General features: G+C 69.1%; 21 protein-coding genes and 1 tRNA gene. 10 read left to right on the top strand and 12 right to left on the bottom strand.

The features are described from left to right. Positions 1 to 114 precede the first annotated feature (114 nt). The 3 genes from BJ964_RS33570 to BJ964_RS33560 all read left to right on the top strand — a co-directional run bounded on the left by BJ964_RS33570 (position 115) and on the right by BJ964_RS33560 (position 2,402). Positions 115 to 885, top strand: a complete 771-nt coding sequence (locus tag BJ964_RS33570) for a class I SAM-dependent methyltransferase (protein ID WP_188124404.1) — start codon at positions 115 to 117, stop codon at positions 883 to 885. An 81-nt stretch (positions 886 to 966) separates the two neighbouring features. Further along, the gene (locus BJ964_RS33565; protein WP_188124403.1) at positions 967 to 1,203 is read left to right on the top strand and encodes a hypothetical protein; all 237 of its coding nucleotides are present in this window, start codon (positions 967 to 969) and stop codon (positions 1,201 to 1,203) included. 785 nt (positions 1,204 to 1,988) lie between these two features. After that, positions 1,989 to 2,402, top strand: a complete 414-nt coding sequence (locus BJ964_RS33560) for a hypothetical protein (protein ID WP_188124402.1) — start codon at positions 1,989 to 1,991, stop codon at positions 2,400 to 2,402. Positions 2,403 to 2,853: 451 nt separating this feature from the next. On the opposite strand, the gene BJ964_RS33555 is transcribed toward BJ964_RS33560, so the two are convergent. Beyond that, positions 2,854 to 3,798: a dienelactone hydrolase family protein gene (locus BJ964_RS33555; RefSeq protein WP_188124401.1), complete on the bottom strand. Its 945-nt coding sequence runs from the start codon at positions 3,796 to 3,798 to the stop codon at positions 2,854 to 2,856. A gap of 393 nt (positions 3,799 to 4,191) precedes the next feature. On the opposite strand from BJ964_RS33555, the gene BJ964_RS33550 reads away from it, so the two are divergent. Then, positions 4,192 to 6,225: an alpha-L-rhamnosidase-related protein gene (locus BJ964_RS33550; RefSeq protein WP_188124400.1), complete on the top strand. Its 2,034-nt coding sequence runs from the start codon at positions 4,192 to 4,194 to the stop codon at positions 6,223 to 6,225. 55 nt (positions 6,226 to 6,280) lie between these two features. Here BJ964_RS33550 and BJ964_RS33545 read toward each other — a convergent pair whose 3' ends face one another. The 7 genes from BJ964_RS33545 to BJ964_RS33510 form a co-directional block, all read right to left on the bottom strand. Continuing rightward, on the bottom strand, positions 6,281 to 7,894 hold the full coding sequence (locus BJ964_RS33545; protein ID WP_188124399.1) for a carboxylesterase/lipase family protein: 1,614 nt from the start codon (positions 7,892 to 7,894) through the stop codon (positions 6,281 to 6,283). A gap of 2 nt (positions 7,895 to 7,896) precedes the next feature. Beyond that, positions 7,897 to 8,364, bottom strand: a complete 468-nt coding sequence (locus BJ964_RS33540) for a glycoside hydrolase family 3 protein (RefSeq protein ID WP_188127585.1) — start codon at positions 8,362 to 8,364, stop codon at positions 7,897 to 7,899. Next, entirely contained in the window at positions 8,361 to 9,527 is a 1,167-nt protein-coding gene (locus BJ964_RS49275) for a glycoside hydrolase family 1 protein (RefSeq protein ID WP_188124398.1), read from the bottom strand. Before BJ964_RS49275 ends, BJ964_RS33540 begins: the two co-directional genes overlap by 4 nt. Before the next feature lie 73 nt (positions 9,528 to 9,600). Further along, entirely contained in the window at positions 9,601 to 12,708 is a 3,108-nt protein-coding gene (locus BJ964_RS33530) for an alpha-L-rhamnosidase (RefSeq protein WP_188124397.1), read from the bottom strand. Continuing rightward, a complete protein-coding gene (locus BJ964_RS33520; protein WP_229807447.1) occupies positions 12,705 to 16,622 on the bottom strand; it encodes an extracellular solute-binding protein in 3,918 nt (1,305 codons plus the stop codon). The genes BJ964_RS33530 and BJ964_RS33520 overlap by 4 nt, the downstream gene beginning before the upstream one ends. Further along, positions 16,619 to 17,440, bottom strand: coding sequence for a carbohydrate ABC transporter permease (locus BJ964_RS33515; protein WP_188124396.1), 822 nt, complete (start codon positions 17,438 to 17,440; stop codon positions 16,619 to 16,621). The genes BJ964_RS33520 and BJ964_RS33515 overlap by 4 nt, the downstream gene beginning before the upstream one ends. After that, positions 17,437 to 18,372 carry a carbohydrate ABC transporter permease gene (locus tag BJ964_RS33510; protein WP_188124395.1) on the bottom strand — a complete coding sequence of 312 codons (936 nt, stop codon included), beginning with the start codon at positions 18,370 to 18,372 and terminating at the stop codon, positions 17,437 to 17,439. The genes BJ964_RS33515 and BJ964_RS33510 overlap by 4 nt, the downstream gene beginning before the upstream one ends. 315 nt (positions 18,373 to 18,687) lie before the next feature. On the opposite strand from BJ964_RS33510, the gene BJ964_RS33505 reads away from it, so the two are divergent. Genes BJ964_RS33505 through BJ964_RS33495 form a run of 3 tightly spaced genes read left to right on the top strand, consistent with a single transcriptional unit; the run spans position 18,688 to position 21,648 of the window. Further along, positions 18,688 to 19,680: a LacI family DNA-binding transcriptional regulator gene (locus BJ964_RS33505; RefSeq protein WP_229807446.1), complete on the top strand. Its 993-nt coding sequence runs from the start codon at positions 18,688 to 18,690 to the stop codon at positions 19,678 to 19,680. 40 nt (positions 19,681 to 19,720) lie between these two features. Beyond that, positions 19,721 to 20,767 carry a LacI family DNA-binding transcriptional regulator gene (locus tag BJ964_RS33500; protein ID WP_188124393.1) on the top strand — a complete coding sequence of 349 codons (1,047 nt, stop codon included), beginning with the start codon at positions 19,721 to 19,723 and terminating at the stop codon, positions 20,765 to 20,767. Further along, a complete protein-coding gene (locus tag BJ964_RS33495) occupies positions 20,764 to 21,648 on the top strand; it encodes an alpha/beta hydrolase (protein WP_188124392.1) in 885 nt (294 codons plus the stop codon). The genes BJ964_RS33500 and BJ964_RS33495 overlap by 4 nt, the downstream gene beginning before the upstream one ends. A gap of 87 nt (positions 21,649 to 21,735) precedes the next feature. Here BJ964_RS33495 and BJ964_RS33490 read toward each other — a convergent pair whose 3' ends face one another. Both BJ964_RS33490 and BJ964_RS33485 read right to left on the bottom strand, forming a co-directional pair. Next, positions 21,736 to 21,885, bottom strand: a complete 150-nt coding sequence (locus BJ964_RS33490) for a hypothetical protein (protein ID WP_188124391.1) — start codon at positions 21,883 to 21,885, stop codon at positions 21,736 to 21,738. A 216-nt stretch (positions 21,886 to 22,101) separates the two neighbouring features. Beyond that, positions 22,102 to 23,202 (bottom strand): hypothetical protein, encoded by a 1,101-nt coding sequence (locus tag BJ964_RS33485; protein WP_188124390.1) that lies wholly within the window; start codon positions 23,200 to 23,202, stop codon positions 22,102 to 22,104. Between the two features lie 556 nt (positions 23,203 to 23,758). Between BJ964_RS33485 and BJ964_RS33480 the strand changes: the two genes are divergently transcribed. After that, a complete protein-coding gene (locus tag BJ964_RS33480; protein WP_188124389.1) occupies positions 23,759 to 24,313 on the top strand; it encodes a hypothetical protein in 555 nt (184 codons plus the stop codon). 263 nt (positions 24,314 to 24,576) lie between these two features. Beyond that, positions 24,577 to 24,870, top strand: coding sequence for a hypothetical protein (locus BJ964_RS33475; RefSeq protein WP_188124388.1), 294 nt, complete (start codon positions 24,577 to 24,579; stop codon positions 24,868 to 24,870). Positions 24,871 to 24,936: 66 nt separating this feature from the next. Here the strand turns inward: BJ964_RS33475 and BJ964_RS33470 are convergent. Next, positions 24,937 to 25,015: transfer RNA gene (locus BJ964_RS33470), tRNA-OTHER, on the bottom strand. Positions 25,016 to 25,151: 136 nt separating this feature from the next. Then, positions 25,152 to 25,613 (bottom strand): hypothetical protein, encoded by a 462-nt coding sequence (locus BJ964_RS33465; RefSeq protein WP_223149657.1) that lies wholly within the window; start codon positions 25,611 to 25,613, stop codon positions 25,152 to 25,154. A 273-nt stretch (positions 25,614 to 25,886) separates the two neighbouring features. Between BJ964_RS33465 and BJ964_RS33460 the strand changes: the two genes are divergently transcribed. Beyond that, entirely contained in the window at positions 25,887 to 26,258 is a 372-nt protein-coding gene (locus BJ964_RS33460; protein WP_223149656.1) for a hypothetical protein, read from the top strand. The last annotated feature ends 266 nt before the right edge of the window (positions 26,259 to 26,524 follow it).

The following is a 26,524-nucleotide window of genomic DNA, read 5'->3' as shown; positions in this document are numbered from 1 at the left end:
AGCGAGATGCCGCGGACCGCGACGGTTACCTGTTCCATGGCCGAAGCGTCCCACCGCCGGCCGGGCGCGTGCAGTGTGTTCAACCCACATACTCGCGGCGGTAGGTTGCTCGGCATGGGAGACGTCTGGGCCGTGGCCGACGCCTACGAGGCGTACGTGGGCCGCTGGAGTCGCCGGGTGGCCCGCGAGTTCGTCGCCTGGCTGGCGGCGCCGCCCGGCGGCCGCTGGCTGGACGCCGGCTGCGGCACCGGCGCGCTGAGCGAGGCCGTCCTGGCCGTCGCCGCCCCGGCCCGGGTGACCGGCGTCGACACGTCCCGCGGCTTCCTCACCGCGGCCGGCGCCGGCGCCGTACCGGTCAACGGCAGCGCCGCCGCCCTCCCGCTGCGCGACGACAGCTTCGACGCGGTGGTCAGCGGCCTGGCGCTCAACTTCATCCCCGACCCCGGGGCGGCGGTCGCCGAGTTCGCCCGGGTGGCCGCGCCCGGCGCGGTCGTCGCCGCGTACGTCTGGGACTACGCCGACGGCATGCGCATGATGCGGTACTTCTGGGACGCGGCCCGCGACACCGACCCGGCAGCCGCCGAGGCCGACGAGGCGCCCCGCTTCCCGATCTGCCACCCCGACGCCCTCCGCGCCGCCTGGACCGTCGCCGGCCTGCGCGACGTGACGACCCGCGCCGTCGAGATCCCGACGGTCTTCGCCGATTTCGACGACTACTGGCACCCGTTCCTGGGCGGCCAGGGCCCCGCGCCGGCCTACCTGGCCCGGCAGCACCCCGCCCAGCGGGAACGGATCCGCAGGCTGCTCGACGAGCGCCTGCCGCGCACCGACGGCGGCGAAATCGCGCTCACCGCCGCGGCCTGGGCGGTCCGCGGCCGGATTTAGGTTATTGAAGGCCCTCGATAGGCTCCCTGCCTTACTGTAAGCCGTCTTGCCAATCCCCCGAGACGGCAACGAGGTATCCCCATGAACAAGCGCACGCTGCTGGCGGTGGCGCTCGCCACCGTGGATGCCGGTGCGCTGAGCGCCCTGGGCATCACCAACGCGTCCGCCGCCACCGCCCTCGACCCGGCGCTCCCACCGGGCGGCGAGGCATTCAACGAGCCGGTGCCCGAAGCGGTCAACGACGGTGGACGCCCGGCCACCCCGACTGGTGGAAGAACACCGAAAGCCGTGGCCGTGCAGAAACCGAACTACCCATGACCTGGATGGATCGGGCGGTCAGGTCAGCGCCCTGGCGTAGCGACCGGTCCGTGACGGAGCTCGTCTTCGACGACCAACGCGGTATCGAATCCGGCCGGCCTTCCTGCGGGCTCGGTTCGCGGTGGCCAGCTCAACGCCGGGCAGTGGCCGGGAACAGAGGGTTCGTTCGGCGACGGATCCGCTGGACCGCCCGAATCCTTGTCGCGTACTGCTCATATCGGCGCCGTTGATGCCGAGCAGGAAGGTATGGGCGAGGCCGGCCTGCTGAGGATCCGTGGCCGTCTCGAGCACACCATCGAGGCACTGATTCCTCCTGTGCGGTGCCGGGCCGCCCCGCAGGTTCCCTTTGCCCAACCCGCGCTTGATCCGCCGCGCGCCCACATCACGGCCTTACCGCTGGTGATGGACACGGCCCTTCTCGACGCGTCTGGCCGGTTCACCAGCCGTACGACAATGCGCGCCCTGCGGTGGCGACCAGGCCAGCCAGTCGCGATGCCGGTAACCGGCGAGGCCGTCGTTCTTCACCGCCGCCAGCAGTGGTCCTCACGTCGAAACACCTGGTGAACTCGCGATACCGGCCGCTGCCCGCGAGATGGCCGGTATCGATCACGAGGGTCAGATCGCGATCGTACCCGCCCGGGCCACCTTGCTCGTGCACCCGCTCGACCGGATCAGCGTCGGGGTGTCGATATACTGGCCTCACCATCCGGCAGCTGTGACGTCGCCGTAGCTAGAGGCCGTCAAGGGCTTTGCGGACGCCGTGGTTCGCCAGAGCAGGTCGGTTCATGATCCGCCTGCGGTGGGAGTCGAAGACAGCTGAACGAGGAATGTGGCTGCACATGGTCAATATGCAGGAATTCGCCCGGCGGCTCAGCACCCTCGCCTCCAGGGCTTTCACCAGCGATGACGTCGTGGATCTGGCTACCGCCGCTGATGTACGCATCAGTTCGGAACTCGAGATCGATGCTTCTCTGGCGCAACGCTTGCTCGACCGCGTCTCGCCTCCGGTCCTGGTCACCGGTGCGGAGATCGCGGCGTCGGAGTGGCCACCGCCGACATCCACTCGCCCGGCCGCGCCACTGGTGGCGTTCTCCAGTCCCGGTGCCGTTGACGCCCCCAAGGATCAGCCGACCCGGCCACGCACCTCGGGGGCAGCACGGGTCGGACGACGGCCGGGTTCCCGACGACCAGGAAGGTGAACCGGCGGGCCCAGCCCACCGGCATCTGATCGGCTTCAGCGGTGTGTGCGACTGGTTGCGGGATGCTCGTGGCGTGCAGTTTCCGCCGGGGTGCTACCTCATCGCGGGTCAGGGCCCCCGGATGCTTGTCTGGGTGGAGGTGTCAAGGTTCGGCGTGTCGCCCGGCGGGAGCTGGCTCGGGCCGCCGATGCAGTCGTCGTTCAGGAACAGCGCGGCGCTCGTCGGGTTGGTGTTGCAGGCCGAGCGGGCGCGTCCGTTCCAGCCGTGTTCCACCAGGCTGACGCAGGCTCCGGATCCCGCCGACCGATCCACGGGGCGGGTGAGAGTCAGCTACCGCGCCTTCCGTAAGGCCGGCGCCAGCTCCACTATCGCGGCGAGCTCGCGGTAACAAGGCCAGTGCGGTGGAACCCGCCAGCCGGTGTGCCGTCGGGCGCCAATCCTCAGCTGATCGTCAGGGTCCTCGAGACACCGTCGCCGTCGTCGAGATCAACGGGCAGCTACTGCGGTACTGAGTGATGCCGGCCTGGTTGGACAGGGGGCAGAGGAACTGGCTGTAGCGAGCGTCATCGTCGATGAAGATCTTCAGCCACGGGATCATGGTGCGAGCCAGGACGGTGCTGGGCTGTCCGATGTAGTTGTGGCCCGCCCCGGCGACTTCGATGTAGGCGCGTTCAGTCGCCGCCGGGATGGTGTTGTACAGGCTGGTCAGGCGGGTCGGCGGCACGAGGGTGTCGTTCTGCATGGCGTAGACGAGTGTCGGGACCCGGTCGCCGGCCAGGCTGCCTGACGGCAGGTGCGGCGCGTTGCCGATCGCGGCCTGCAGAGCCGGCCGGCGCAGGGCCGCGTCGAGGGCCCCGCCGCCGCCCATCGAATGCCCGATGACGCCGAGCCGGCCGGCGTCGACTCGGGTGCGCACCGTGCTGCTGCGGGTGAGGTAGTCCAGCGCCGCCAGGAGCTGGGTACCGCGGCTGGCGGGGCTGTCGTTGAGGTTGTTCGTCTCGATTCCGAACACGACGAAGCCTTGCGAGGCCAGTCGCGGGCCCAGCCAGGCTATGCCGGGCCAGGTGCCGTTGAGCCCCGGCGAGATGGCGATCCCGCCGAAGGTGCCCTGGCTGGTGTCGGTCGGGTAGTAGATCACTCCGCCGCCGAAGCCGTTGCCGCGGGCGACCGCGACCGACGAAATGGCAAACGGGCCGGTGACGGCGGCGACGCTGGCCGCGGTCGGGTCCGGCCCACGTTGGTAGGGACTGACGGCCGCCAGCCCGGACTCTGCGGGCCGATGGCGATGAGGGTGCCGAGAGCCACCGCTGCTGCTGTGACGGCCCTTCGGAGGCGCAACATGACGGGCGGATTCGGCTGACTTCTCAGCATGGCTCTCCCCTTCTGAACTGGCCATCCGTCGCAGGTATGTAACGTTTCATATCTGCTAGACGCTCCTCGTCACCGGCTCCAGCAGGCGTCGACGTCACGGGGAACGTTTCTCAACTGTTTCGGGGAACGATAGAAGTCGATGACCCGTGGGTCAAGAGACAGGTTCGCGACAGCCGCCACCCTGATCGAGATGGCTGCGAATGGGTGCCCATACACGACAGCCTCGCGGAGGTTGATGGTTGACCAGGCATGACATCGACGCCTATCTTGAGCGAAACCCGTGGGAAACGTTTCTCGTCACGGGTTCACCTGCATCCTGCCCTTCGCTTGATCGACAGCCGCAGCCACCAGCCTTTTCTGGCTTCCCTGCTCCATAAAATTGAAACGTTACAACACTTATATTCAAGGAGGAAAGCCGATGCACGACTCGAATGGCAGACCCGATCAGCAGCCACGACGAAGCCTCGGACAATCAGCCTGGCGAACGCTGGCCGGCATCGTCGCCTGCCTGGTCGCGGCGACAACGCTGTCGGGCCCGGCCGCCGCCGCGCCGCCGACCTGGCCGGACAACCCGAACTGGCAGGCCCTGGTACCGGCTCCGGCCAGCGACAACGTCCGCGCCACCAGCGTGACGCGGACCAGCGGCACGGTCACCAACGCCGCGGGCCTGACCACTCAGGGAACCGGCTCGACAGTGCTGACCACCACCTCGGCGAACTCCCCCGCGACGATCGTGCTCGACTTCGGCAAGGAGGTCGGCGGCACCCCCTTCGCGAACGTCTCGGCATGGCAGGCATCCAGCGGCTCGTCAGTCACTTTGCGCGTGGCGACCAGTGAGGCGCTGCCGTTCCTGACCGCGAGCGGCGGCGTCTACAACAGCGACAACGGCTCCCCGGTCACCTTCGCCGTCAACGGTGTGCGCACGTACACCGGCGCGCTACGTGGCGGGTTCCGGTTCGCCGCGATCCAGCTGACCACGCCGGGCAGCGTCACCCTGGGCGGCGCCGGCGTGAACTTCAAGGCCTACCGGGCCACCGCCGACCGCTACCAGGGGTACTTCATCTCGAGCGACGATCAGCTCAACCGCATGTGGTACGCCGGCGCCTACACCACCCAGATGGACATGGTGCCCACCGGCGTCGCCTCCTGCTTCACCGTGCCGGTCATCTTCGACGGCGCCAAACGCGACCGGGCCATCTGGTCCGGCGACCTCATGATCACCAACCCGGTCGCTCAGCTCTCGCTCGGCTCGAACAGCACCGCGTACGTCAAAGGCTCGATCAACAGCATCTTCAACCTCCAGGCCGCCACCGGCCGCCTCACCAGCGCCGTCGGATTCCGTGGCTGCGGCGCCTTCGACTACGCGGTGACGTATTCGGCCTACTCGGCGATCATCGCGATCCAGTACTACCGCTACACCAACGACACGGCGTTCATCACCGGTCTGCGCAGCAAGCTGGAAGCCGCGACCGCCTATCACGCCACCAGAGTCAACGCCAACGGTCTGGTCGTCACCGACGACAACGACTACTGGCAGACCCGCCAGAGCGGCGAGGTCACCGAGTACAGCCTCGCCTACTACGAGCTGCTGCAGAACATGATCTGGATGGAGAGCCGGGTCGGGACCGCCGCCCGGGTCACCGAGTACACCACCAAGGCCACCGCGCTCAAAACCGCGATCAACAACCGCCTGTTCAACACCACGGCCGGGCTCTACCAGCACACCAACAGCCGGCCGAACGTGTTCCCACTGGACGCCAACATGAACGCGATCCGCCTCGGCGTGGCGCCCGCGGACAGGGTCGCCGGCATCCTGAGCTACTTCAAAGCCCGCTGGCAGGCACACGGAAGTCAGATCTCGCAGCCCGCTCCCAGTATGGCCGACCCGTACGGCCACACCATCGAGCCGCTCAACAACACCTGGGAGGTCATGGCACGGTTCGCCAACGGCGACACCACCGGCGCCCTCGACCTGATGCGCCGTCACTGGGGCATCCAGGTCGACCCGAACAGCGGCTACTACACCGGCACGTTCTGGGAGTTCGTCAACGCCAACGGGCTGCCGTCGCGCGGTTTCGACAGCCTCGCCCACGCCTGGGGAGCCGGACCCACCCAGGTACTGACCGAGAGCGTCCTCGGCGCGACCGCGGTGAACCCCGGTTATACAACCTGGCAGGTCAAGCCCCAGGCCGGAAACCTCACCTGGGCGCAGGGCGGCGTCCCCACGACCGGCGGGTCACTGGTCGTCAAATGGGCCCGGGACACCACCGGCCAGTTCCGTATCCAGGTCACCGCGGCCGCAGGCACCAGCGGTCAGGTGTGGGTGCCGCTGGCGTCGGCGTCGGCGAGCAGCACCGCCGTGACGCCCGGCGCGACACTGGTTCGCCGCGACGGGCTCTATGACGTCTACGCCGTGGGCGCCGGAACCTCCGAGTTCACCTCGGCCCCGTAACACCCGCTGTGTGGTGCGCCGCCGATTCCGGAGATGCCGGGATCGGCGGCGTACGTCATGCGCGACTCTCCCAGTACAGCCGTTCGCTCTGGTCCGGGTCGTTCACGATCCGGCAGGTGGCGTCGATCCACATGGTCGCGCGGTCCCGGCGAGTGTAGGTCGGCCATCGCGGCACTCCCGGCGCGTTCGGGCGGCCGTCGCGGGCGAACCCGGCCCACAGCGCGCTCATGTGCCGTGCGGTCGCCAACTGTCCCGGCAGGGAGTCCCGGCTGAGGGTGTCGAACTTGAGCGGGATGTCGGAGGCGTGCGGGGAGCCGAGCGGGAAGTCGGTGCCGGGCACCAGGGTCGGGTCGGGGTAGGCGAGCTGGTACATGTAGACCGGCGCCCAGCGCTGCGCCTCCTTCGCTTCGGCGATCTTGATAGCGTCGCGCCAGATCGGCGACGTGGTGATCGCGAAGTACAGCTGCGCCGGAGTGGCGTTCGGCCGCGACCGGCGGAAGGTGGCGATGATGCGGTCGAGGTCGGCGCCCTGGTAGGTGGCGCTCAGCCGGCTGCGCAGGCCGGCGTCGTCGATGCTGAAGATGTCCTTCGGGCCGAAGAGGCCGAAGAACACCATCTCGTCGCGCGTGGTGCCGACCATCAGCGGCTTGCCGGCCGAGAACGGCGCGGCACCGTCGGCGAACGGATGCCGTGGGATGATCGTGCCGTCGACGAAGGCGCCGAAGCCGGGCAGCACCGGGTCCGGCTCGCCCCACGGCGCGACACCGTTCGCGGCCTCGGAGACCTGGATCTCGAGGAGCCGGGCCGCGGGAATGTCGTGCAGCGTGCGGATGTCCGTACGGGTCAGGCCGAGCAGGTGCAGGGTGCGTTCGGCGCGGGCGGTGGCGCCGGCCCGGGTGGGGAAGCGCAGCGGCGCGGCGCTCTCGATCGACGCCTTGTGGAACAGCCGGGCTGCTTTCGGCATGGTGTAGACGGCGGCGGTCTTGGCGCCACCGCCGCTCTCGCCCCAGACCATGATGTTGTCCGGGTCGCCGCCGAAGTTCTCGATGTTCTCCGCCGTCCAGCGCAGCGCGGCAAGGATGTCGAGCATCCCCTGGTTGGCGGCGTAGTCGCCGCGGGCGAGGTCGCCGAGGAACAGGTAGCCGAGCAGACCGAGCCGATGGTTCGACTCGACCACGACCACGTCGTGGAGCATGGCAAGGCGGGTGCCGTCCTGCCCGGTCGCGGACCCGGAGCCGATCATGTAGCCGCCGCCGTGGTTGTAGAACATCACCGGCCGGCGCTTGCCGTCGGCGGCCGGGGTCCAGATGTTGAGGTAGAGGCAGTCCTCGGACGGCGCCGGCATCCGGCCGTTGCCGCCCGGGCCCATCTCGGCGCCGGCCACCTGGTACGCCGGGTTCGGGAAGTCGACCGCATCCCGAACACCGTGCCACGGCTTCAACGGCTGCGGCGCCCGGAAGCGGAGCTTGCCGAGCGGCGGGGTGGCGTAGGGGACGCCGAGGAACTTGACGATGCCGTCCTGCCGGCGGCCACGGACCCGGCCGTACCGGGTCGCTGCCTCGTCCTTCCAGCGGCCGCCGTCGGCATGTGCCGGTGCCGCGATCAGCGGCGAGGCGGCAACCGACAGCGATCCGCCGATCAGTGCTCTTCGGGTGACGGAACGATCCATGATCAAACCTCCTTCGACAGGCGCACGGCGTGCGCCAGGACGGGAGCGGAGAGGCCCAGGCCGGGGAACGCGGTCAGGGCAGTGAGTGGGAAGTCGCCGAGCACGCCGGTGAGCAGCGGGTCCTCGGAGAAGTATTCGAAGTTGCGGCCGCACAGTGGCGAACGCTTGATGTTGACGCCGGGGCCGAGGACCACGGCGACGCCGAGGGCGCGCGCTTCGGCGCCGATCGCCGCGCCGACGCGTTCCACCAGGGCCGGGTCCCAGGAGGAGCCGAGCGCGGACGCGGTCGGGAAGCAGGTGGCGGGCAGGCTGCCGGTGATGCCGGCCTGGTTGCCGTCGGGTTGGCGGCGCAGCCCGTGCGGGCCATCGGAGAGCATGATCGCCGGAATGTTGAGGCGGTCGACCGGCGCGGTGTGCCAGAAGGTGGAGCCGAGGCAGAGGGCGGCCTTCTCCTCGAGGGTGAGGTTCACGGGAGGGTTCCTTGTCGGATGAGGTCGGCGAAGGCGTGGGCGCTGGGTTTGGGGTGGCGGGTGAAGTCGCCGTCGACGGCGATCAGGCCGAACTTCGGCCGGTAGCCTTCGCTCCATTCGAAGTTGTCGAATGCCGACCAGTGCAGGTAGCCGCGCACGTCGACGCCCTCGGCGATGGCCTGGGCGGTGGCGGCGACATGCGAGCGCAGGTAGGCGATACGTTCGGTGTCGTCCTCGGTGGCGATGCCGTTCTCGGTGACGTAGAGAGGCAGGCCGGTCTTCGCGGCGCGGTGCAGGATCTCGCGCAGGCCGTCCGGGTGCACGGCCCAGCCCATCTGGGTGACCGGCACGCCCGGTGGCGGCGGCGCGAAGAAGAACGGTGACGTCGGGTCGACCCACTGTTTGCGGTAGTACTGGACGCCGAGCCAGTCACCGCCGTCGACGCCGGCCAGGCCGTCGAGGTAGCGGTCGACGATCTCGTGGCGCATCAGGCCGAGAAACGGCTCCGGCCCGTCGAGCAAAGGCAGCTGCACGGCCAGGCCGATCTGTGCGCCGCCGGCCGCGCGGATCGCCGGGACCGCCGCGAGGTGGGCGTCGAGCAGCACGCCGCCGACGCGCCGCCACAGCGCCGGGTTGGTGACGCCAGGCGGGTGGTATCCCTCCAGGTAGCCGTGCAGGGCGATCATCTGCGGTTCGTTGATGGTGCAGATGTACGGCATCAGGTCGCCGAGCGCATCGGTTACGAACGCGCAGTACCGCGTGAACAGGTCGATCGCGTCAGGGGCGAGCCAGCCGCCCCGAACGGCCAGCCAGCGCGGCAGCGTGAAGTGGTGCAGGGTGACGAACGCGGTCATGCCGGTGCCGGCCAGGGCGCCTAGCACTCGCCGGTAGTGGCCGATCGCCGCCCGGCTGAACTGTCCGGGCACGGGTTCGATCCGCGACCACTCCAGCGACAGCCGGTGGGCGTTGTGTCCCAGGGATGCCAGGAGCGCGAAGTCATCGGCGTACCGGTAGAAGTGATCGATGCCGTCGCCGGACGACCACCTCGCGGCAGAGGCCGGGTTCTGTTCGAAGTCCCACCAGTCGTTGTTGGTGTTGCCGCCCTCGACCTGGTGAGCCGAGGTGGCGCTGCCCCACAGGAAGCCGTCCGGGAAGTCGTTCACCGGTCTCCTCGTCGCGTTGAGGGCCGGTCCGGCCGCCGGGCTGGGGAACGGCGGCCGGACCGGTGGTTGGGGGTTACTCGGTGTGGAAGGTGTAGGTGCCGGACGGCGTCTGGTAGACGGCGTAGCCGTCGATGTTGCGCAGGAACTTCGCGCGACGCGGGGTGCCGGCCACCCGGCCACCCAGAGTGGGCACATGGACCGTGGCGGTGGTGTTCGGCGGGACCGTGACGGTCAGCCGCAGCCGATTGCCGTCACGTTTCCACTCCGAGCGGGCGGTGCCCTGCGGCGTGACGTAGTGCCCCTTCACGAACGTCAGGTCACCGACCACCTTCGGCTGGATGACCAGGTCCCGGTAGGCGACCGTGCCGTCGGCGGCCCGGATACCGGCCAGGCCGGTGTGGAACCACTCCTCGATCTGGGCGAGGATCATGTGGTTCTTGGAGTCGCCGCGGTTCCACCGCTCCCCCATGGTGGTCATGCCGCCCGGGTTCGCGACGGTGGACGCCATGAAGTAGCCGTAACTGGGCTGATCGTCGGAGTGGATGAGATCCCAGAGCACGTCGTCGCGGCCGCCGGCGGACAGCGCCCGCACGGTCGGCGCCATGCCGATGGTGCCGCCGCTGAAGTGCGGGCCGTCGCCGTTGGGGTGGAACGCGTAGATCATCGCCACCAGGCCGTCGAGGACCGCCTGCCGCTCGGCCTCGGGTACGAGACCGGCGTCGAGCGCGAGGGCCTGCGCGGACTGGGAGACGGCGCCGTTGTCCGCGTAGAGCCGCCGGGCCGGGTCCCAGAAGGCGTTGTTGAAGGCCGTTTTGATATCGGCGGCGAGGGCCGTGTATTTGACGGTGTCGGCCTGATGCCCGGCCAGCCGGGCCAGTTCGGCCAGCTCCTTGATCATCAGGTAGTAGCCCCAGGTGCCGGTGATCTTGCCGGAGACCGGTTCAGCCGACACCCAGTCGGCCAGAGCCGCATCGACGATGTTGCCGACCGCCTTCTGCCGGGCGATGTAGTCGGCGAACCGCACCATCGGCTCGTAGTAGCGGGCCGCGGTCTCGGTGTCGCCGTAGAGCTGCCGCAGGAAGCCCGGCACCAGGATGATCGCGTCACCCCAGTTGATCTCGTCGCCGAAGCGCCCGGTGTAGCCCCAGTCGTAGACCGGGGTCTTGAGCGCCACGTTGCCGGCCATCGGGGTGTCCGCGATCGACTGTCCTTCGACCAGGTGCCGCTGGTGGGTGCGCAGGTAGGCGGCGAGGTCGAAGTTGCGGTGGATCGAGCCCATCGGCATCGTGTAGTCGGCCGGGTAGGACAGTTTCTCCCGGCCCGGGCAGTCGGTGAAGACGCTCATCATGTTGCCGGCGAACGAGTACCAGGCCATCTTGTGAAGCCGGTTGACCCGCGCGTTCGACGTGGTCACCGCGCCGGCCAGCGGGGTCTCGGCCTGCACCCGCAGCCCGGTGATCGTCTCCTTGGTCGCGACGTAGTCCGCTGGCAGGCCGGTGACCTGCACCCATTGCATGCCGAAGTAGTTGAAGTCCGGCCGCCACGTCTCGCCGCCGTGCAGCCCGGCGGTGGTGTAGGTGTTGAACAGGTCCACACCCCGGCTGCCGCCACCGCCGCGCAGCGACGCCTGGTCGACCGTGCCGTCGGCCGCGAGGGACTCGGCCGGCGAGACGCGGATGGTGGTGCCGGCGGGCAGGCCGTTCACGTTCAGCTGCGGGAACCCGACGATGTTCTGACCGAAGTCGAACACCCACGTCCCCGGAACCGGGTTCGTGATCGCCACCGGTTCGAACCGGTCCGCGATCGTGATCGGCGGTGCGGTACGTGCGACGAGCTTGGTGGCGAGGTTCGGCGGTGGCGCGATCCCGGCCGCGATCCACCCGGTCGCGGTGCCGTCGCGGCGCTTCGCGGCCGCCGACAGATCGGACTTGGGCCGGTCCCAGCCGGGCTGCTCGCGGCGGGCATCGAAGTCGGATCCGGAGTACCAGGCATCGGTGGTCAGCGGGCCGAACGCGGTACGCCACTCACGATCCGAGACGATCACCGTCTCTTTCCCGCCCGCGTACGTGATCTCCAGTCGCGCGATGAACCGCGGCGTGACAGCCGCTCCGGCGCTGGGATCGCTGGCCGCGATGTTGTTGCCGGAGCCGGTGACCGTGACATCGGCCGGGTGTGGCTTCGACAGCCCGGGGGTGAAGGTGATGCTGTCCGCGCCGATCGCGGTGATGACCCGGGATTCCAGGTTGTCGCCGCCGCCACCGGTGTCGACGTTGATGGTGCCGCCGACGTGATAGCCGGTGACGCTGCTCAGCGTGACCGTGGTGGCGCCGGCCTCGACGGCGCCGACCAGGGTGCCGCTGCCCTTGAGCTGGCTCTGCCACCACGAGTACGGCGCGGTCCGCCCGACGGCCGGGTTGGTGGCGCTGCGCCGCACGTAGGCGGGGCCGTTGCCGAGGCGTACCCCGACGGTGTTGGCGCCTTTGCGTAGCTCGTCGGTGATGTCGTAGACCCGGTACTCGCTGGAGAGCTGATAGTTGGAGTACCCCGGGGCGAGGACCTCGTCGGTCAGGGACTTGCCGTTGACGGTCGCCAGGTGCAGCCCGACACCGGACAGGTAGAGCCGGGCCCGGGTGACCTTGCGGTGCGCGTCGGTGGTGAACTGCCGGGCGAAGATCGGCATCGGCTGGGTCTCGGTGCGCCCGGGGTAGTCGATCCACCGTGCACCACCCCAGTCGCCCTGCTGGAGCAGCCCGGTCTCCCAGGTGGACGGGCGGCTCCAGTCCGTGGCGTGCCGGTTGGCGTCCCAGGCCCGGACCTGCCAGCTCAGCCGAAGCCGAGAACTCAGAATCGGGCCGTCGTAGCGGACACCGGACTGCACCGGCGAGCTCACTTTGCCGGAGTCCGAGAGCAGCCGGTCGCGGTCGGCGTCGTAGACCCGGATCTGGTACGCGGTCTGCCGGTCCGCCGCTGCCGACGACGTCTCGGCGAACCGCCAGCTGAACACGGGGTTCGGGCTGTCGAGGCCGAGCGGCTGGTCACCGCGGCCGTCGATGCGCAGACCGACGACCCTCAGGCCGGGCCCGTCGCCGTGGCCGCTGCCGGTTGCCTCGGCGGGGCCGGCGGTCAGCACGGTCGCCGAGGGGATGGCAAGCGACAGTCCGAGTGCGGTACGCCGTTTCACGCGCCGGCCTTGTAGTCGGTGTCCATATCTTTGAGCACGTCAGCGGCGGTGGTCTGGTCGCTGAACACCTCTTGCAGGCCGCTGAGCATGGTCTGCTGCACCTTCGCGTTGGGCCAGAGCTGGTCCATGAACGGCACGGTCTTGTTGCCCTCGACGAACGTGGTGAGTTCAGCCAGACCAGGGTCGACGGTCGTTCCGGCGCCGGGCAGGGTCGGCAGGCTGCCCTGGGCCTCGTTGAACGTCTTCATGCCCTCGGGGCTCATCACGAACGTGATGAACTTGAGCGCGAGTTCCTTGTTCTTGGCCTTGGCGTTGACGCCGTAGCCGGCTCCGGCCGCGGCCGGCATGATGAACTGCGCGGTGTCGTCGGTGGCCGGCAGCGCCTTCATGGTGAACGTGCCGGACGGGTTCTTCTGCTTGAGCAGCCCGATGATCCAGTTGCCCTGGATGATGCCGAGGGTCTTGCCGGTGGCGGCGAGGGTCTGGCTGGCCTCGTAGCTGGTGCCCAGCGGGTCCTTCTGGAAGCAGCCGGCGCTGTCCATCTCCTGGTACTTGGCCATCGCGGTGGTCCACGGTGAGCCGGCGAAGGTGGCCTGCCCGGCCGCCATCTTCGTGTCGAAGTCCCGGTCGGTGCTGTAGACGGTGGTGGCGACCAGCCCGTAGAGGGCGATCTGGGTGACCCAGTTGTCCTGGATGCCGAGGGCGAACGCGGGGGTGCCCTTGCCGGCGGCGGCCTTGCAGAAGGCGAGCAGGTCGGTCCAGGTGCCCGGCGCGGTCAGCCCGGACTCGGTCATAGCCTGGTCGTTGTAGACGGCGCCGATGCCGTTGAGCCCGAAGACGGCGTTGTAGGTCTTGCCCTCGTACTGGGCGACCTTCTGGAACGAGTCCGGCAGTTTCGCGGCCCACGGCTGGTCGGACAGGTCGAGCAGGTAGCCGGGCTTGGCCAGGACGTAGGTGGCGCCGGGGTTGCCGTTGCCGGGCCAGACGGTCATCACGTCGGGGGCGGTGCCGGACGACAGCTGGGTGCGGATCTGCTGCTGGTACTGGTCGGCGCCGCTCGTGGTGAGGTTGACGGTGACGCCGGGGTTGGCGGCCTTGAACGCCTCCACGACCTTCTCGATGGAGCCCTGGTCGACCGAGGCGATGGTCAGCGTCTTGTTGTCGCCGTCGCTGGATCCGGCGCCGGGGCCGCTGGAGCAGGCGGTCAGCAGGGCTGCCGTGGCGATTGCCGCGGTCAAGGCGGTGATTTTGCGTGATCTCATGGGTGTCTCCTGCGTGGGAGAGGAATCAGGCGGGGTGATGAAGGTGTATCGGCCGGACGTCAACCGCAGGGTGAGCCCGGCGCCGGACGGCTCGGCCCGCAGAACCCCGGGCGTTTCGGCAGCGTGCACACTGCCGGGATCGCTGGTGGGGATCAGAAGGATGGCGGTGCTTCCCGGCGGCACCGTAGCGGTCACGGTGAGCCGGTCGTCTTCTTTCGACCAGCCGCAGGCGACCAGGCCGCGGGCGGTCTCCTGTTCGGCCCTGGCCCAGGTGAGCCGGCCGGTCGGGTCCGGGGTGGGGTGCAGCAGCAGCTCGGAGTAGGCGACCGAGTCGGGTGTCTGGTCGATGCCGGCGACCCGGCCGTAGAGCCAGTCGCCGACGCTGCCGAGGCTGTAGTGGTTGAACGAGTTCATGGCGGCGGACTGGAAGCCGTGCTCTTCGGTCCAGCCGTCCCAGCGCTCCCAGATGGTGGTGGCGCCGTGCCGGATCGAGTAGTTCCAGGACGGGTATTCGTCCTGGTGAAGTAGTGCGTAGGCGAGGTCGGCGCGGCCGTGTTCGGTGAGCACCGGGCAGAGCAGGGAGACGCCGACGAATCCGGTGGTCAGCCGGTTGCCGCGGCTCTCGATGTCGGCCGCCAGATGCGCCACGGCCAGACTCTTGAGGTCGTTCGGCAGCAGATCGAAGGCGAGCGCCAGCAGGTATACGGTCTGGCTGCCGCCTTTGACACTGCCGTCGTCGCTGACGAACGCGTCGGTGAAGGCTTGCTTGATCCCGGCGTGCAGTTCGCGGTACTTCGCCGCTTGCGCTGTCCGGTTCAGGACGGAGGCCGCTGTGGCCACGATCGCGGTACTGTGCGCGAAGTAGGCGGTGGACAGAACATCGCGGGGAGTCTCCGCGTCGATCTGGAGCCAGTCGCCGTAGGAGTTGCCGGTGCGGTTCTCCCACAGCAGGCCGGGGTTGTGCCGGTGGATGTGCTCGACCCACGCGGCCATCGCGTCGAAACTGCGTTCCAGCACACGCCGGTCGCCGTACGTGCGCCACAACAGCCACGGGATGATCACGCCGCCGTCGCCCCAGGCAGGGGCGCCTTCCCGGTCGAACGCGATGATCGGGGCGACGTCGCGGAAGGCGCCGTCGGCGTTCTGGCCGTCGACGACGTCACGCATCCAGCGGGCGAAGAACGCGGACACGTCGGCGTTGCGGGTCGCGGTCGGTGCGAACACCTGCGCGTCGGCGAGCCAGCCGAGGCGCTCGTCGCGTTGCGGGCAGTCGGTCGGCACGGCGACGAAGTTGCCGCGCTGTCCCCAGCAGATGTTGGCGTGCAGCTGGTTGACGGTCGGGTCCGAGGATTCGAACCGGCCGGTCCACGGGGTGTCGGAGTGCAGGACCTGGGCGGTCACGTCGTCGGGGTGCGGTGTGTAGCCGGTGACTTCGGCGTACCGGAAGCCGTGGAAGGTGAATCGTGGCTCGAAGACCTCGATCTCGTGGCCGGCGCAGATGTAGGTGTCGGTGGCGGCGGCGCGGCGCAGGTTGTCGAGGTACAGCGAGCCGTCTGCGGTGAGGACCTCGGCGTGGCGCAGCACGATCCGTTGCCCGGCTTCGGCGTCGCGGATGGTCAGGCGAACCCGGCCGACCAGGTTCTGCCCGAAGTCGGCGATGCCGTTGTCGATCGTGACGGCCGGCAGTTCGGCGGTTACCCGGATCGGCTCGTCGGGTTCGGCGACCAGCGGGCCGGTCTCGGTGTCCAGGACGGCGACCGGCCGCGGACCGGACAGCTCGCGGCGACCGTCGGTGAACTGGCCCATCATCAGGTCGGCGGAGCGGATCGGGCTGTCGTGCTCGGTCCACTGCGCGTCGGTGGCGACGATCTGCCGCGAGCCGTCGGCGAAGTCCAGCACCAGCTGGGCCAGGAACCCGGGAGTGTCGCCGTAGTGGCGGGCCGGGCGGCGCGGGTCGAAGCCGACGTATCCGCTCCACCAGCCGTCGGCGACCGTCGCCGCGACGGTGTTGGCGCCGGCCCGGATCTGGCCGGTGACGTCGTAGGTCTGGTACTGGATCCGGTGGTGGTATTCGGTCCAGCCCGGCGCGAGCTCGTGGTCGCCGGCCCGCTCGCCGTTGAGCTGCGGCTCGTAGACGCCGCGGGCGGTGGCGTAGAGCCGGGCCCGGATCGGCTGCTTCGGCAGCTGGAAGTCGCGCCGCAGGTGCAGTGCCGCTTCGGCCGGTCCGGGCGAGATCAGGTCGTCGTCGGTCGGCGGATCCACCAACGGCAGGGCCGCCGGGTCGCGGCCGATCCACGCGGCCGTCCAGTCCTCGCCGTGCAGCAGACCGGTTTCGAACCAGGTCTGCGCGGTGCCGGCGGGCGCTGCGGTCTCGTCGAAGACGTCGACCCGCCAGTGGTATCGGGTGGCTGAGCGCAGGGCCGGCCCGTCCCAGGTGATCAGCAGTGTCTGGTCGCTGTCGCGGCGGCCGCTGTCCCAGATGAGCCGGGCGGGGTCGTCGAGGTCGGTGGCCCGCTCAGCCGCGACGATCCGGTATGCGGTCTGTGCCGCGCCGTGCCGGTCGGCGCGTAGTTTCCAGGACAGCCGGGGCCGGGCTTCGCCGAGGCCGAGGGGTTCGGTGCGTTGTTCGGTCTGCAAGCCGTAGGGGGTCATCCCTTCAGCCCTCCCGCGAATCCGTTGATGATGGAGCGTTGAAGCGCCAGGTAGACCGCCAGGACCGGGATGATGCTGATCAGCAGGGCGGCGAAGATGAGGTTCCAGTCGGAGACGAACTGGCCCACGAATCCGGCGATCGCGACGGGCATGGTCTGCTGGTCGCTGCCGGACAGGTAGAGCAGTGGGGTGAAGAAGTCGTTCCACACGCTGACCGCGTTGAGGACCAGCGCGGTGACGGTGATCGGCTTGAGCATCGGCAGGATCACGTAGCGGAACGCGGTGAAGGGTCCGCAGCCGTCGATGGTGGCGGCCTCCTCGAAGTCGCGGGGCAGCGCCCGCAGGAAGCCGGCGTAGAGGAACGTGGTGAACGGGACCTGCAACCCGGAGTAGAACAGGATCAGTGACCCGACCGAGCCGAGCAGGCCGAGGTCGCGGATGGTCTGATAGAGCGGCAGCGAGGCCAGCTGGAACGGCAGGATCAGCCCCAGCATGATCAGCAGGAAGATGCCGCGTGACCAGTGCGCGGTCGACCTCGCGAGCGGGTAGGCGGCCAGCGCCGAGACGGCGAGCACGATCAGCACGCTCACCGTGGTCACCACGAGGCTGTTGATCAGCGCACCGCCGAGGCCGGCTTCCTGCCAGGCGCCGACGAAGTTGTCCAGGGTCGGGCTGCTGGTCGGGGTGATCGGCGACGAGGTGTCGCTGGGCGCCCGGAAGGCCAGGTTGATCAGGACGTAGACCGGGAATGCGAAGACGACGGCAACCGCGATCATCAACATTTCCAGCGCGAAGGTGCGCGGGGTGTAGCGCTTCATGTTGCGGCCTTCTCGTTGCGGGACAGCCCGGTGTACTGGGCGGCGGAGACGACGGTGACGATCGCGGTGAGCACCACGGCGAGGGCGATGCTGTAGCCGAACTCGCCGAGGGTGAACGCGTCCTTGTAGATCAGCGTGGAGATGGTGTCGGTGGCATGCCCGGGCCCGCCGCCGGTCATCCCGTAGACCTGGTCGAACAGTTTGAGCCCGCCGATGATCGACAGCATCAGGTTGATCGTGAGTGCCGGGGCGAGCAGCGGTCGGGTCACCGACCAGAAGCGGCGGACCGGGCCGGTGCCGTCGATCGCGGCCGCCTCGTAGATCTCCTGCGGGATGGACTGCAGGCCGGCGATGAAGATGACCATCGAGTAGCCGGCGTACTGCCAGACCACGACGAGCACGATCATCCACAGCGCGAGGTCGGGGTCGCCGAGCCAGTTCTGCTGCCAGGACTCCAGGCCGATGCCGGCGAGCAGGCTGTTGACCGCACCGTCCGGGCCGAGCAGGTTGCGCCACAGGTAGGCGGTGACGATCTGGGCGATCATCGCCGGGGCGAACAGCAGCACTCGCAGGACGTTGCGGCTCTTGATCGTCGTGTTGACGCCGAGTGCGAGCAGGAGCCCGACGCCGTTCTGGATCACCGTGATCGCGATCGCCACCAGCAGGGTGTGCCAGATGGCCTGCAACGCGTCCGGGTCGTCGGCCATGGCGATGAAGTTGTCCAGGCCGATGAACGCGAAGTTCGGGTCGAGGCCGTCCCAGTCGGTGAAGGCGTAGTAGACGCCGCGGGCGCTCGGGATGAGCACCACGAAGGCGAACAGCAGCAGCGCCGGTGCGGTGAACCACCAGGGTGGTACGGCCCGCCCTGCTCGACGGGGCCGGCCCGCGGCCGCGGGCCGCTCGGAGCGTCGTTGTTGGAGATCGAGTGTCACGGGAACCCACCTAGCTGAATCGTTTCATGATCAGGTGGATGGCTGCGGCGTGGACGCCGAGTCGAGGCGGCCACCACGGCGCCGAAAGTGATGTGGGTAACGTTTTCCAAATGTTTCGCCGACCTTACGAGCACGCGCCAAAGAGCGTCAAGGGGTCCATCGGCAGCAATCTCGACCCACTCCGGCCACGACCACCCACGGGGCCGCCCGCTTCCCTGACGCCGAAATGATCTCTATCGTGGGTAACGTTTCACCAAGCAGGGAGAGCGCATGCACCAACGACCGGCAACCGCCCGAAGGGTGACGATCAGAGACGTGGCCCGACACGCGGGCGTGTCGACGACGGCGGTCTCCAAGGTGCTGCGCAACGCCTATGGCACCAGCCCGCAGATGCACCGCCTGGTCCGAGCCGCGGTCGACCAGCTCGGCTACCGGCCCTCGGCCGCCGCCCGGGCCCTGCGGGGACGCACCTGGACCGTGGGCGTGATGCTGCCCGACGTCCGGAACCCGTTCTTCGCCGACATCCTCGACGGCGTCGCTGAACATCTGGACGGCAGCGAATACCAGGTGCTCATGACCTCCGGATGCAACGACGCGGCCAGCGAGGCCCGAGTGACCGAGGCGATGATCGACCGCAGCATGGACGGCCTGATCCTGATCGCACCGGTCTCGCTGCCCGCGCACCTGGAACGCGTCGCGCGCACCGTGCCGACCGTGGTCATCGGCCGGCACAGCCGCTCGGCGCGCTACGACACCGTCAACGACGACGACTTCACCGGCGCCGGACTGATGGTCGCGCACCTGGCCGGCCTCGGCCACCGCCGCATCGCCCACATCGAGCACCACGAGACCGACCGGGTACGGCTCGCCGAGATGCCCAACGCGCTGCGCGCCGACGGCTACCGCCACGCCATGCTCGAGCACGGGCTTGCCGCGCACATCGACATCGCCTCCACCAGCTACACCCGCGACGGCGGCCACCACGGCGCCCGGATCCTGCTCGACCGCGAGCACCCGCCCACCGCGATCTTCGCGGGCGCCGACGTCGTCGCCCTGGGCGTCCTCGACGCCCTCGCCGAAGCCGGCCTGTCCGTGCCCGGCGACATCTCCGTCACCGGCTACGACAACATCGCCCTGGCCGGCTACCGGCCGATCTCACTGACGACCGTCGACCAGGCCGGCCACCGGATCGGCACCACGGCGACCCAGCTGCTGCTGGACCGCATCGCCGAACCGGGCCGCCCGGCCGTGCAGGTGAAACTCACCCCCACACCAGCGGTACGGGCCACCACCGGCCCGCCACGCTGATCAGTACGCTTTGCTCAACCCCAACGACAGAGGAGATCAGGTGGACAAGCCCGCGACCCGTCGCGTCACCATCGTCGACGTCGCGCGCCACGCCCAGGTGTCCACCACCGCCGTCTCCAAGGTGCTGCGCAACGCGTACGGCGCCAGCCCCGCGATGCGGGAGAAGGTGCAGCAGGCCATCGCCGACCTCGGCTACCGGCCGTCCGCCGCCGCCCGCGGCCTGCGCGGACAGACGTACACCATCGGCGTGATGCTGCCCGAGCTGCGCAACCTGTTCTTCGCCGACATCCTCGACGGGATCACCGCCCAACTCGGCGACAGCGACTACCAGGTGCTGCTCGCGCCCGGCTGCAACGGCGAGAAGGCCGAGGCGCGGGTCATCGACGCCATGATCGACCGCAGCATGGACGGCCTCGTGCTGATCGCCCCCGTCTCGGCGAAGAGCCGGCTCAACGAGGTCGCCCGCAGCGTGCCGACCGTGGTCGTCGGCCGGCACGGCTCCTCACCGGCCTACGACAGCGTCACCGACGACGACATCGCCGGCGCCGCCCTGGTCGTCGACCACCTCGTCAGCCTCGGCCACCGCCGCATCGCGCACATCGAACACCACGAGACCGACCGGGTACGCCTCGCCGAAATGCCCAACGCCCAGCGCGCCCGCGGCTACCGGGAGGCGATGATCACGCACGGCCTGGAGGAAGAGGTCGACATCGCGTCGACCAGCTACACCCAGCAAGGGGGCTACCTCGGTGCTCAACAGCTACTCGCCCGCCCGGTCCGGCCCACCGCGATCTTCGCCGGCGCCGACGTCGTCGCCCTCGGCGCACTGGAGGCGATCACCGAAGCCGGCCTGACCGTGCCCGGCGACATCTCACTGGCCGGCTACGACAACAGCGCGCTGGCCGCCCTCGGGCCGATCTCCCTGACCAGCGTCGACCAGGACGGCCGCCAGATGGGCGCGAACGCCGCCCGCCTGCTGATCGACCGGATCGGCGACCGCGACCGCCGCACCGCACAGATCAAACTGTCACCCACCCTGGTCGTCCGGCGTACCACCACAGCCATCGACGCGGGACACCGGTCATGAGAGTCACGGTCGAGGACCGGCGGATCGACGGGCCGCACGGCCCGATTCCCGTACGCGTCTACACCCCCGACGGGCAGGCCGGCGCCGGACTCGTCTGGGCACATGGCGGCGCGTTCTTCGGCGGCGACCTCGACATGCCCGAGAGCGACTGGGTCGCCCGGCAACTCGCCGAGCGCGGCATAGCGGTCGTCGCCGTGGACTACCGGCTCGCGCCGGTCCTGGACTGGACGACCGGGGAGCAGGCACCGGTCCAGCCCGGCGAGCGTTTCCACTACCCGGTCGCCTCCGAGGAACTCGTCGCGGCGTTCGCCTGGGCAGGGGCCTCGGACACGGGTGTCCGCGGCTGGGTTCTCGGCGGGGCGAGCGCCGGCGCCAACCTCGCCGCAGGAGCCACCCTCCGGCTGCGCGACGACGGCCGGCCACTCCCCCGCGGCGTTCTGCTCGTCTACCCCGTACTGCACACCGAACTCCCGCCGATGACCGCCGAACTCGCCGCGAAGGTCGCGACGCTGCCCGACCCCGACCTGGTGGGCGCCGGTTCGATCCGCAGGATGAACCTCAACTACGTGCGGGAACCCTCCGACCTGAACGAGCCCTACGCCTTTCCGGGCGGCCACGACCTCACCGGCCTGCCGCCCACCTTCATCCTCAACTCCGACGTCGACCCTCTGCGCGCCTCCGGACAGCAGTACGGCGCCGAACTCGCCGCCGCCGGAGTCGACCTCGTCATGATCCGCGAGGACGGCGTCCACCACGGCCACCTCAACGAACCGCACAATCCGGCCGCTGTCCGCAGCCTCGCCCGCATGGCGGACTGGCTGCTGTCACCGGCCCTGATCAGCCCGCCCACATGCGGGAAGACACCACCGCCTCTGCATTGACCGCCCGAAGTGCTGCCATTCACGAGCAGCGCTGCCGTGGCTGCGAACGACAGGTGTTGCCGTCGTGGTGGCGACGCCCGGCCTGGCTCATGACCGGCCCATATAGGACGACGGTCGCTCCCGAGGCCTGGCCGCCTCAGCGAGCAGGAACTCGGTGGGCGGGATGACCAAAGTCGCGACGTTGCCGAGCAGCCGATCGTCGAGCCAGCGGCGCACCTGGACGGCTACCCAAGCCACGAGTAGCCCACGCCGATCCGCAGCAGCCTCCGGCCCGCCGATCGGCTGCCCGAGCGCAATCCTGACAAAGAACATGGTCAGCGTCGGGTCGGTGAGCGTGTTGCAGCCGGCTCGCCAATAACCTTGCCGACCACGGATGAGGTCGAGCGACTGGGAGGCCTCTGCGGGATCTCGGCCATCGTCTGGGCCGCGCCTGTTCGCCGAACTGCGACCACGTCACCGTCCGGCCGGGAACGGGAACCGGCTGCGAAGGCCGGTGAGCAGATCGTGTGCCTGACCGTCGCAGGTCGCCTCCGCGTGGCTGAACGCGTCGACGACCGCCTCCAGCGGATCGTCGTTCACTGCGGCGAAGAGTGCCGGAACGGCGAACGACGGCCGGTGCCTGGCTCCTTGCGACGCATCGAACGGCACCGGACCGGACCCGTTGAATCCGGTCCACAGCAGCGGGAACACCGCTTCCGGGGAAGTGAACGGTTCCGGTAGCGGCTCACCGAGGTCCATGGCGGTCAGTGCCGGACGGACCCAGCCGATATCGTCCATCCCGGCGACCTCGAAAGCTCGGCGGGCCAGCCACCGGGCCGCGGCCCGCTGCACCGCGGGATCCCATCCGTCGAAGACGTCCAGCAGGTCCCGATGATCCTGCGCCACACCCAGCACGTTCCCGCGCAGCTGCCGCAGCCGATCCGACGGCGGCCGGTCGCCCCACGCCCAAGCGTCGTACCAGTCTTCCTGGCCGTCTTCGCCCCAGCCGTCCTGACCGTCGTCGTCGCCGTTCTCGCCGGTGTCGCGGGTGTGCTCGGCCGCCGGTGGTGTTTCCCGGGCGACACCGTGCCAGTACGCGGCGATGGCGCTGGTCTGCCGCACGATCGTCTCCGCCGCTTCCTCGTCGGGCCACAGCTGCAGCAGATACCGGTCCACGGTCGGTTCCTCGGACATGACGGTGTCAGCGTCCCGGGCGGCGTCCATCCCGGCGGCGCAGTACCGCGCGCGCAGCAGGCCGGTGTCGGGTAGCCGGACGTCGAACGAGTCGTCAAACGATCGGACGCACATGTCCACCGACGGCGGGGTGAACGGCACGTCGACGATCTCCTCCCAGTCGGCGCCGGGTTCCGATGCCGTGGCGTGCCACTCGATCCGTAGCGGCACCCGGCCGGTGTGCAACCCGGTGATCATCGACAGGACGCCGGGGGTCGCAGCGCCAGCGAGCCCGTTCTGCTGACCCGCCCACGTGTTACTCAGGTCCGGGTACTCGTCACCCGAGGTCAGGAGCATGAACCCGTAGTGCACCGGCACGTCAGCGTCGAACAACACGATCATGACCTGATCGTGCCGGAGCGTGCCCGGCCGCGTACAGGCATCATCTGTACCGGCCTCCGCCCTGAGCCCTGGCCCGCGGTTCCGAACCTGCCGATTGCAGCCGTTCCATGGGCGACAGCCAGTCCCAACGCCGGCCGTCACCACCTTCGGAAAGCTCTACCAGTTGCTCGTCGACCACGGGACGTGACGCAGCGTAACGTGCGGATCGCAGCAGAACAGTACGCGTCCTGTTCACTTGAGTTCGCGATTCTGGCTGGGCCGGCGGCATGGCCACCTCCCCGCCGAGGCGGAGTCAGCCCCTCTATTGCCGTTATTGCTGCTAGCAGAAACGCGAATATCCTTGTCAGCGGACAGTTGAGTCCCGGCTCGCGGACACCGGAACTGGTGTCCGCCAGCTCAGAGATTCAAGGACCACCCACAAAGAGGTCATGCTGACCGTTGACACGCTCGGGCCTAGCCGTAGCTTTGGCGTTCCCGGGCCCGACCGCAACCGAGACACAATGGGCCTGCTAAAACTAGGCTCCTGCCGAGTGGGGGCCGCGGAAGGAGACCGACTGTGGACGGTGCCAAGGCCGACGGGTCGGAGAATCCAGGGCCTGCCACGAACCGCCGCATCGCGCGCACCGTGTTCTTCAGCCTCCTAGCGGTGGTGGTGGCGCCGTTCTTCGTCGTCTTGAAGCCCTGGCAAAGGATAGGAACACCGGCCACGGTCGCCGTCGCCCTCCTCGCCGTCGCCGCCGTCGGCTGGTTCTGCCTGGCTCTGCTGCGGCACGCGAACGCCAGGCCGGACTGGTACCAGGCCCGGATCTGGACGACCCTGCCCCACCCGCCGCTCGAACGGACGGTCACCACCGTCGTGTGCACCGACCTGGTGGCTCCCGGACACTTCCGAGACTTCGTCGAGCGGCTCCGACACGCGCTCGGGGACGGCACCGACGTGGTGTTCGATGTTGAGCCAGTGAGCAGGCAGAACACGGTTCACGTGCACACCCCGCTACCCGACGGGCTGGCCGTCCGCTCCGCGGCAGTGGACGCGCTGAGATCGATCGGGGTCACCCGCATCGAGCAACGCCCCGAACCCTTCTCCGCGGAGCAGCCAGGCCCGACATGAGCCTCCGGCAGCACGGCTGCTGCGGGCGGCGAGCCGTCACAAGCTTCCACCCGACCTTCGTTCTAATTGATCTTAACGGCCCAACCCTGGAAAACGCCGTTCCACCCCCCGCTGACCTGGGCGGACTCGTCCATCACTCGGACCGCGGATACCGATTGGGTGATCTGCTCCGAGCGCACTCACGAGGCACCTCGTGACGGCTGCCCTCGAAAAGGGCCGGCGCGCCGAAAGGATCGACGGCACGGCTCGACAAACAGGAACCGGTGACGTTCGGGGTCACCGAAGGCTTGGCCGTCTACCTCAACGGCACCGATCTGCCAGACGAGGTATACGCGACCAGCGACATCAACGACCTGATCACCGCACTCCTCGACGCCCTCGGCGCGCACGGCCGCATGCAGTCCTACTGGCAAGGCCCTCGAGAGACCGCCCTGTACCTCTACGGGCCATCCGCCGCCCGCATGGCCGACCTCATCGCCGACCTGCTGTCCCAATTCCCGCTCGCGCAACGCTGCCGGGTCGTCCCACTCCCACTGAGCCTGACCACCAACATCTGACAGGCTCGGCAGTGAGCGACTTACGGCATGAGTGTGCTGGCCGACGCCGTCTACGGCGTCGGCCAAGTGCCTCGACGGGATTTGAACCCGCGTCTCCGCGTCCCCGAAGGGCGCGCGGGATCCTAGGCCTCTAGACGACGAGACACGGGGAATGTACAGCATTGACGCGGCCCTCAGCTTGCCTGTTTCCGGGGGCGGGGCAAGCGCCCGTCCGCGTTCCCGCCTCGTCGGCTGAGCTGCGCGGATCGTGGCACGAGTGGACGTTCGCGCGGTCGGCCGATTCAGTTTGGCGTCGGCGCCTGTATCTCGCTGGCGAGCTCGGTCCATGTTGCGATCGCTGTGGCCCATCCGGGCATATGCGCGTCCGGGCCGCGGCTGGGCGTGCCGCCGGTGAACAGGTAGCGGTGTTCCACGGTGTCGAGGTAGGCCAGGACGTCGAGGCGGTCGTCGACGAAGTGGGTAATGCCGAGGCGGTGGCAGACTGGCGCCTTGTCGCGGCGTTCCCGGACGAAGTGCAGGTTGGTCTCGGCTATGCCGGTCCGTTCGAAGAACCGGTGGTGGGCCAGCCAGGCTCGGGTGTTGGCGGCCACCTTCGGGCCGGCCTTGGAGACCAGGTGGACCCGGCCGGCGAACGGCTCAGCGGTGAGCGCGGCAAGGCATGCGAAGACGCCGGCCGTCGCGGGTGTCTCCAGCGGACGGCTGCCGAAGAAGGAGGTGTCCGCGCCGTCGCCGGTCAGGGCCACGACCACTCCGCCGACATCGACGCCCAGTGTCGGCGGACGTGTCCGCCCCGGACCCCGGTAGATGGCACGTTGTTCGCGGGGTCGTCGCTGTCCGACCCGCTGTCTGGCCACCCGATGCGCCTCCTTGCCCTTGTTCTGGAACCGAACCTATCGGCCGGGGCAAGCGGTTAACAGTTCTTCGATGCAAACTCCGCTACACACAGTGATCGCCCACACTGCGGCTACTTATTTACTGGTCGTACGACCGCAGCCCGGCCAGCACCGCGCAAGCCGATGCCGCCGCGGTCCTCGAAGCTGGACCCGTTCAAACCGGTCATCGACGACATCCTTCGGGCGGACCTGGACGCGCCCCGCAAGCAGCGGCACACCGTCAAGCGAATCTACGACCGGCTGATCGACGAACACGACATGCACGACGTCTCCTACCAGGTCGTTCGCGCCTACGTCGCCGACCGCAAGCCCAAGATCTGCGTCGAGGCCGGCCGCGGGCCGGTCAACGTGTTCTTTCCGCAGACCCACCGCCCAGGCGAGGAAGCGGAGGTCGACTTCGGCGAGGTCACGATGAATGACAGCTCCGGGAAGTCGACCCGGCTGGCGTCACGGTTCACTGCCACGGGCCTGCCGCCCAGGTCTGCCGGCCGATGATCCAGCCGTCCGGTGTAACGCCCAAGGCAGGATGCCGCCAGCATCGGGGAAGAACTGGGCCGTGGCCCGAAAGCGGTGTTGAAGCGATCGATGGATCCGGCGGAGTCGCCGCTCGCGGTCGGCACGAAACAGACCTTCGGCCGGTCCCGATCGATGGCGACGAGCAGACGATCGTCGATCAAGGTGTCCGGGTCGTCCGAGAACCCGCCACCCAGCAGCGCTATGAGTCGCGTAGCCATGGCTGCTCCTCCTTAGCTGTTGTCTCG

This window comes from Actinoplanes lobatus (genome assembly GCF_014205215.1).
GTDB classification, from domain to species: domain Bacteria; phylum Actinomycetota; class Actinomycetes; order Mycobacteriales; family Micromonosporaceae; genus Actinoplanes; species Actinoplanes lobatus.
The sequence above is the reverse complement of the archived record's forward strand: the minus strand, read 5'-3'. Positions and strand labels throughout refer to the sequence as shown.

Coding starts and splice junctions, on each gene's coding strand:
- BJ964_RS33550 (WP_188124400.1), top strand. CDS start 4,192: ATGCACGACTCGAATGGCAGACCCGATCAGCAGCCACGACGAAGCCTC.
- BJ964_RS33565 (WP_188124403.1), top strand. CDS start 967: ATGAACAAGCGCACGCTGCTGGCGGTGGCGCTCGCCACCGTGGATGCC.
- BJ964_RS33460 (WP_223149656.1), top strand. CDS start 25,887: ATGCCGCCGCGGTCCTCGAAGCTGGACCCGTTCAAACCGGTCATCGAC.
- BJ964_RS33495 (WP_188124392.1), top strand. CDS start 20,764: ATGAGAGTCACGGTCGAGGACCGGCGGATCGACGGGCCGCACGGCCCG.
- BJ964_RS33560 (WP_188124402.1), top strand. CDS start 1,989: ATGATCCGCCTGCGGTGGGAGTCGAAGACAGCTGAACGAGGAATGTGG.
- BJ964_RS33515 (WP_188124396.1), bottom strand. CDS start 17,440: ATGAAGCGCTACACCCCGCGCACCTTCGCGCTGGAAATGTTGATGATC.
- BJ964_RS33520 (WP_229807447.1), bottom strand. CDS start 16,622: ATGACCCCCTACGGCTTGCAGACCGAACAACGCACCGAACCCCTCGGC.
- BJ964_RS33545 (WP_188124399.1), bottom strand. CDS start 7,894: ATGGATCGTTCCGTCACCCGAAGAGCACTGATCGGCGGATCGCTGTCG.
- BJ964_RS33555 (WP_188124401.1), bottom strand. CDS start 3,798: ATGGCCAGTTCAGAAGGGGAGAGCCATGCTGAGAAGTCAGCCGAATCC.
- BJ964_RS33485 (WP_188124390.1), bottom strand. CDS start 23,202: ATGATCGTGTTGTTCGACGCTGACGTGCCGGTGCACTACGGGTTCATG.
- BJ964_RS33570 (WP_188124404.1), top strand. CDS start 115: ATGGGAGACGTCTGGGCCGTGGCCGACGCCTACGAGGCGTACGTGGGC.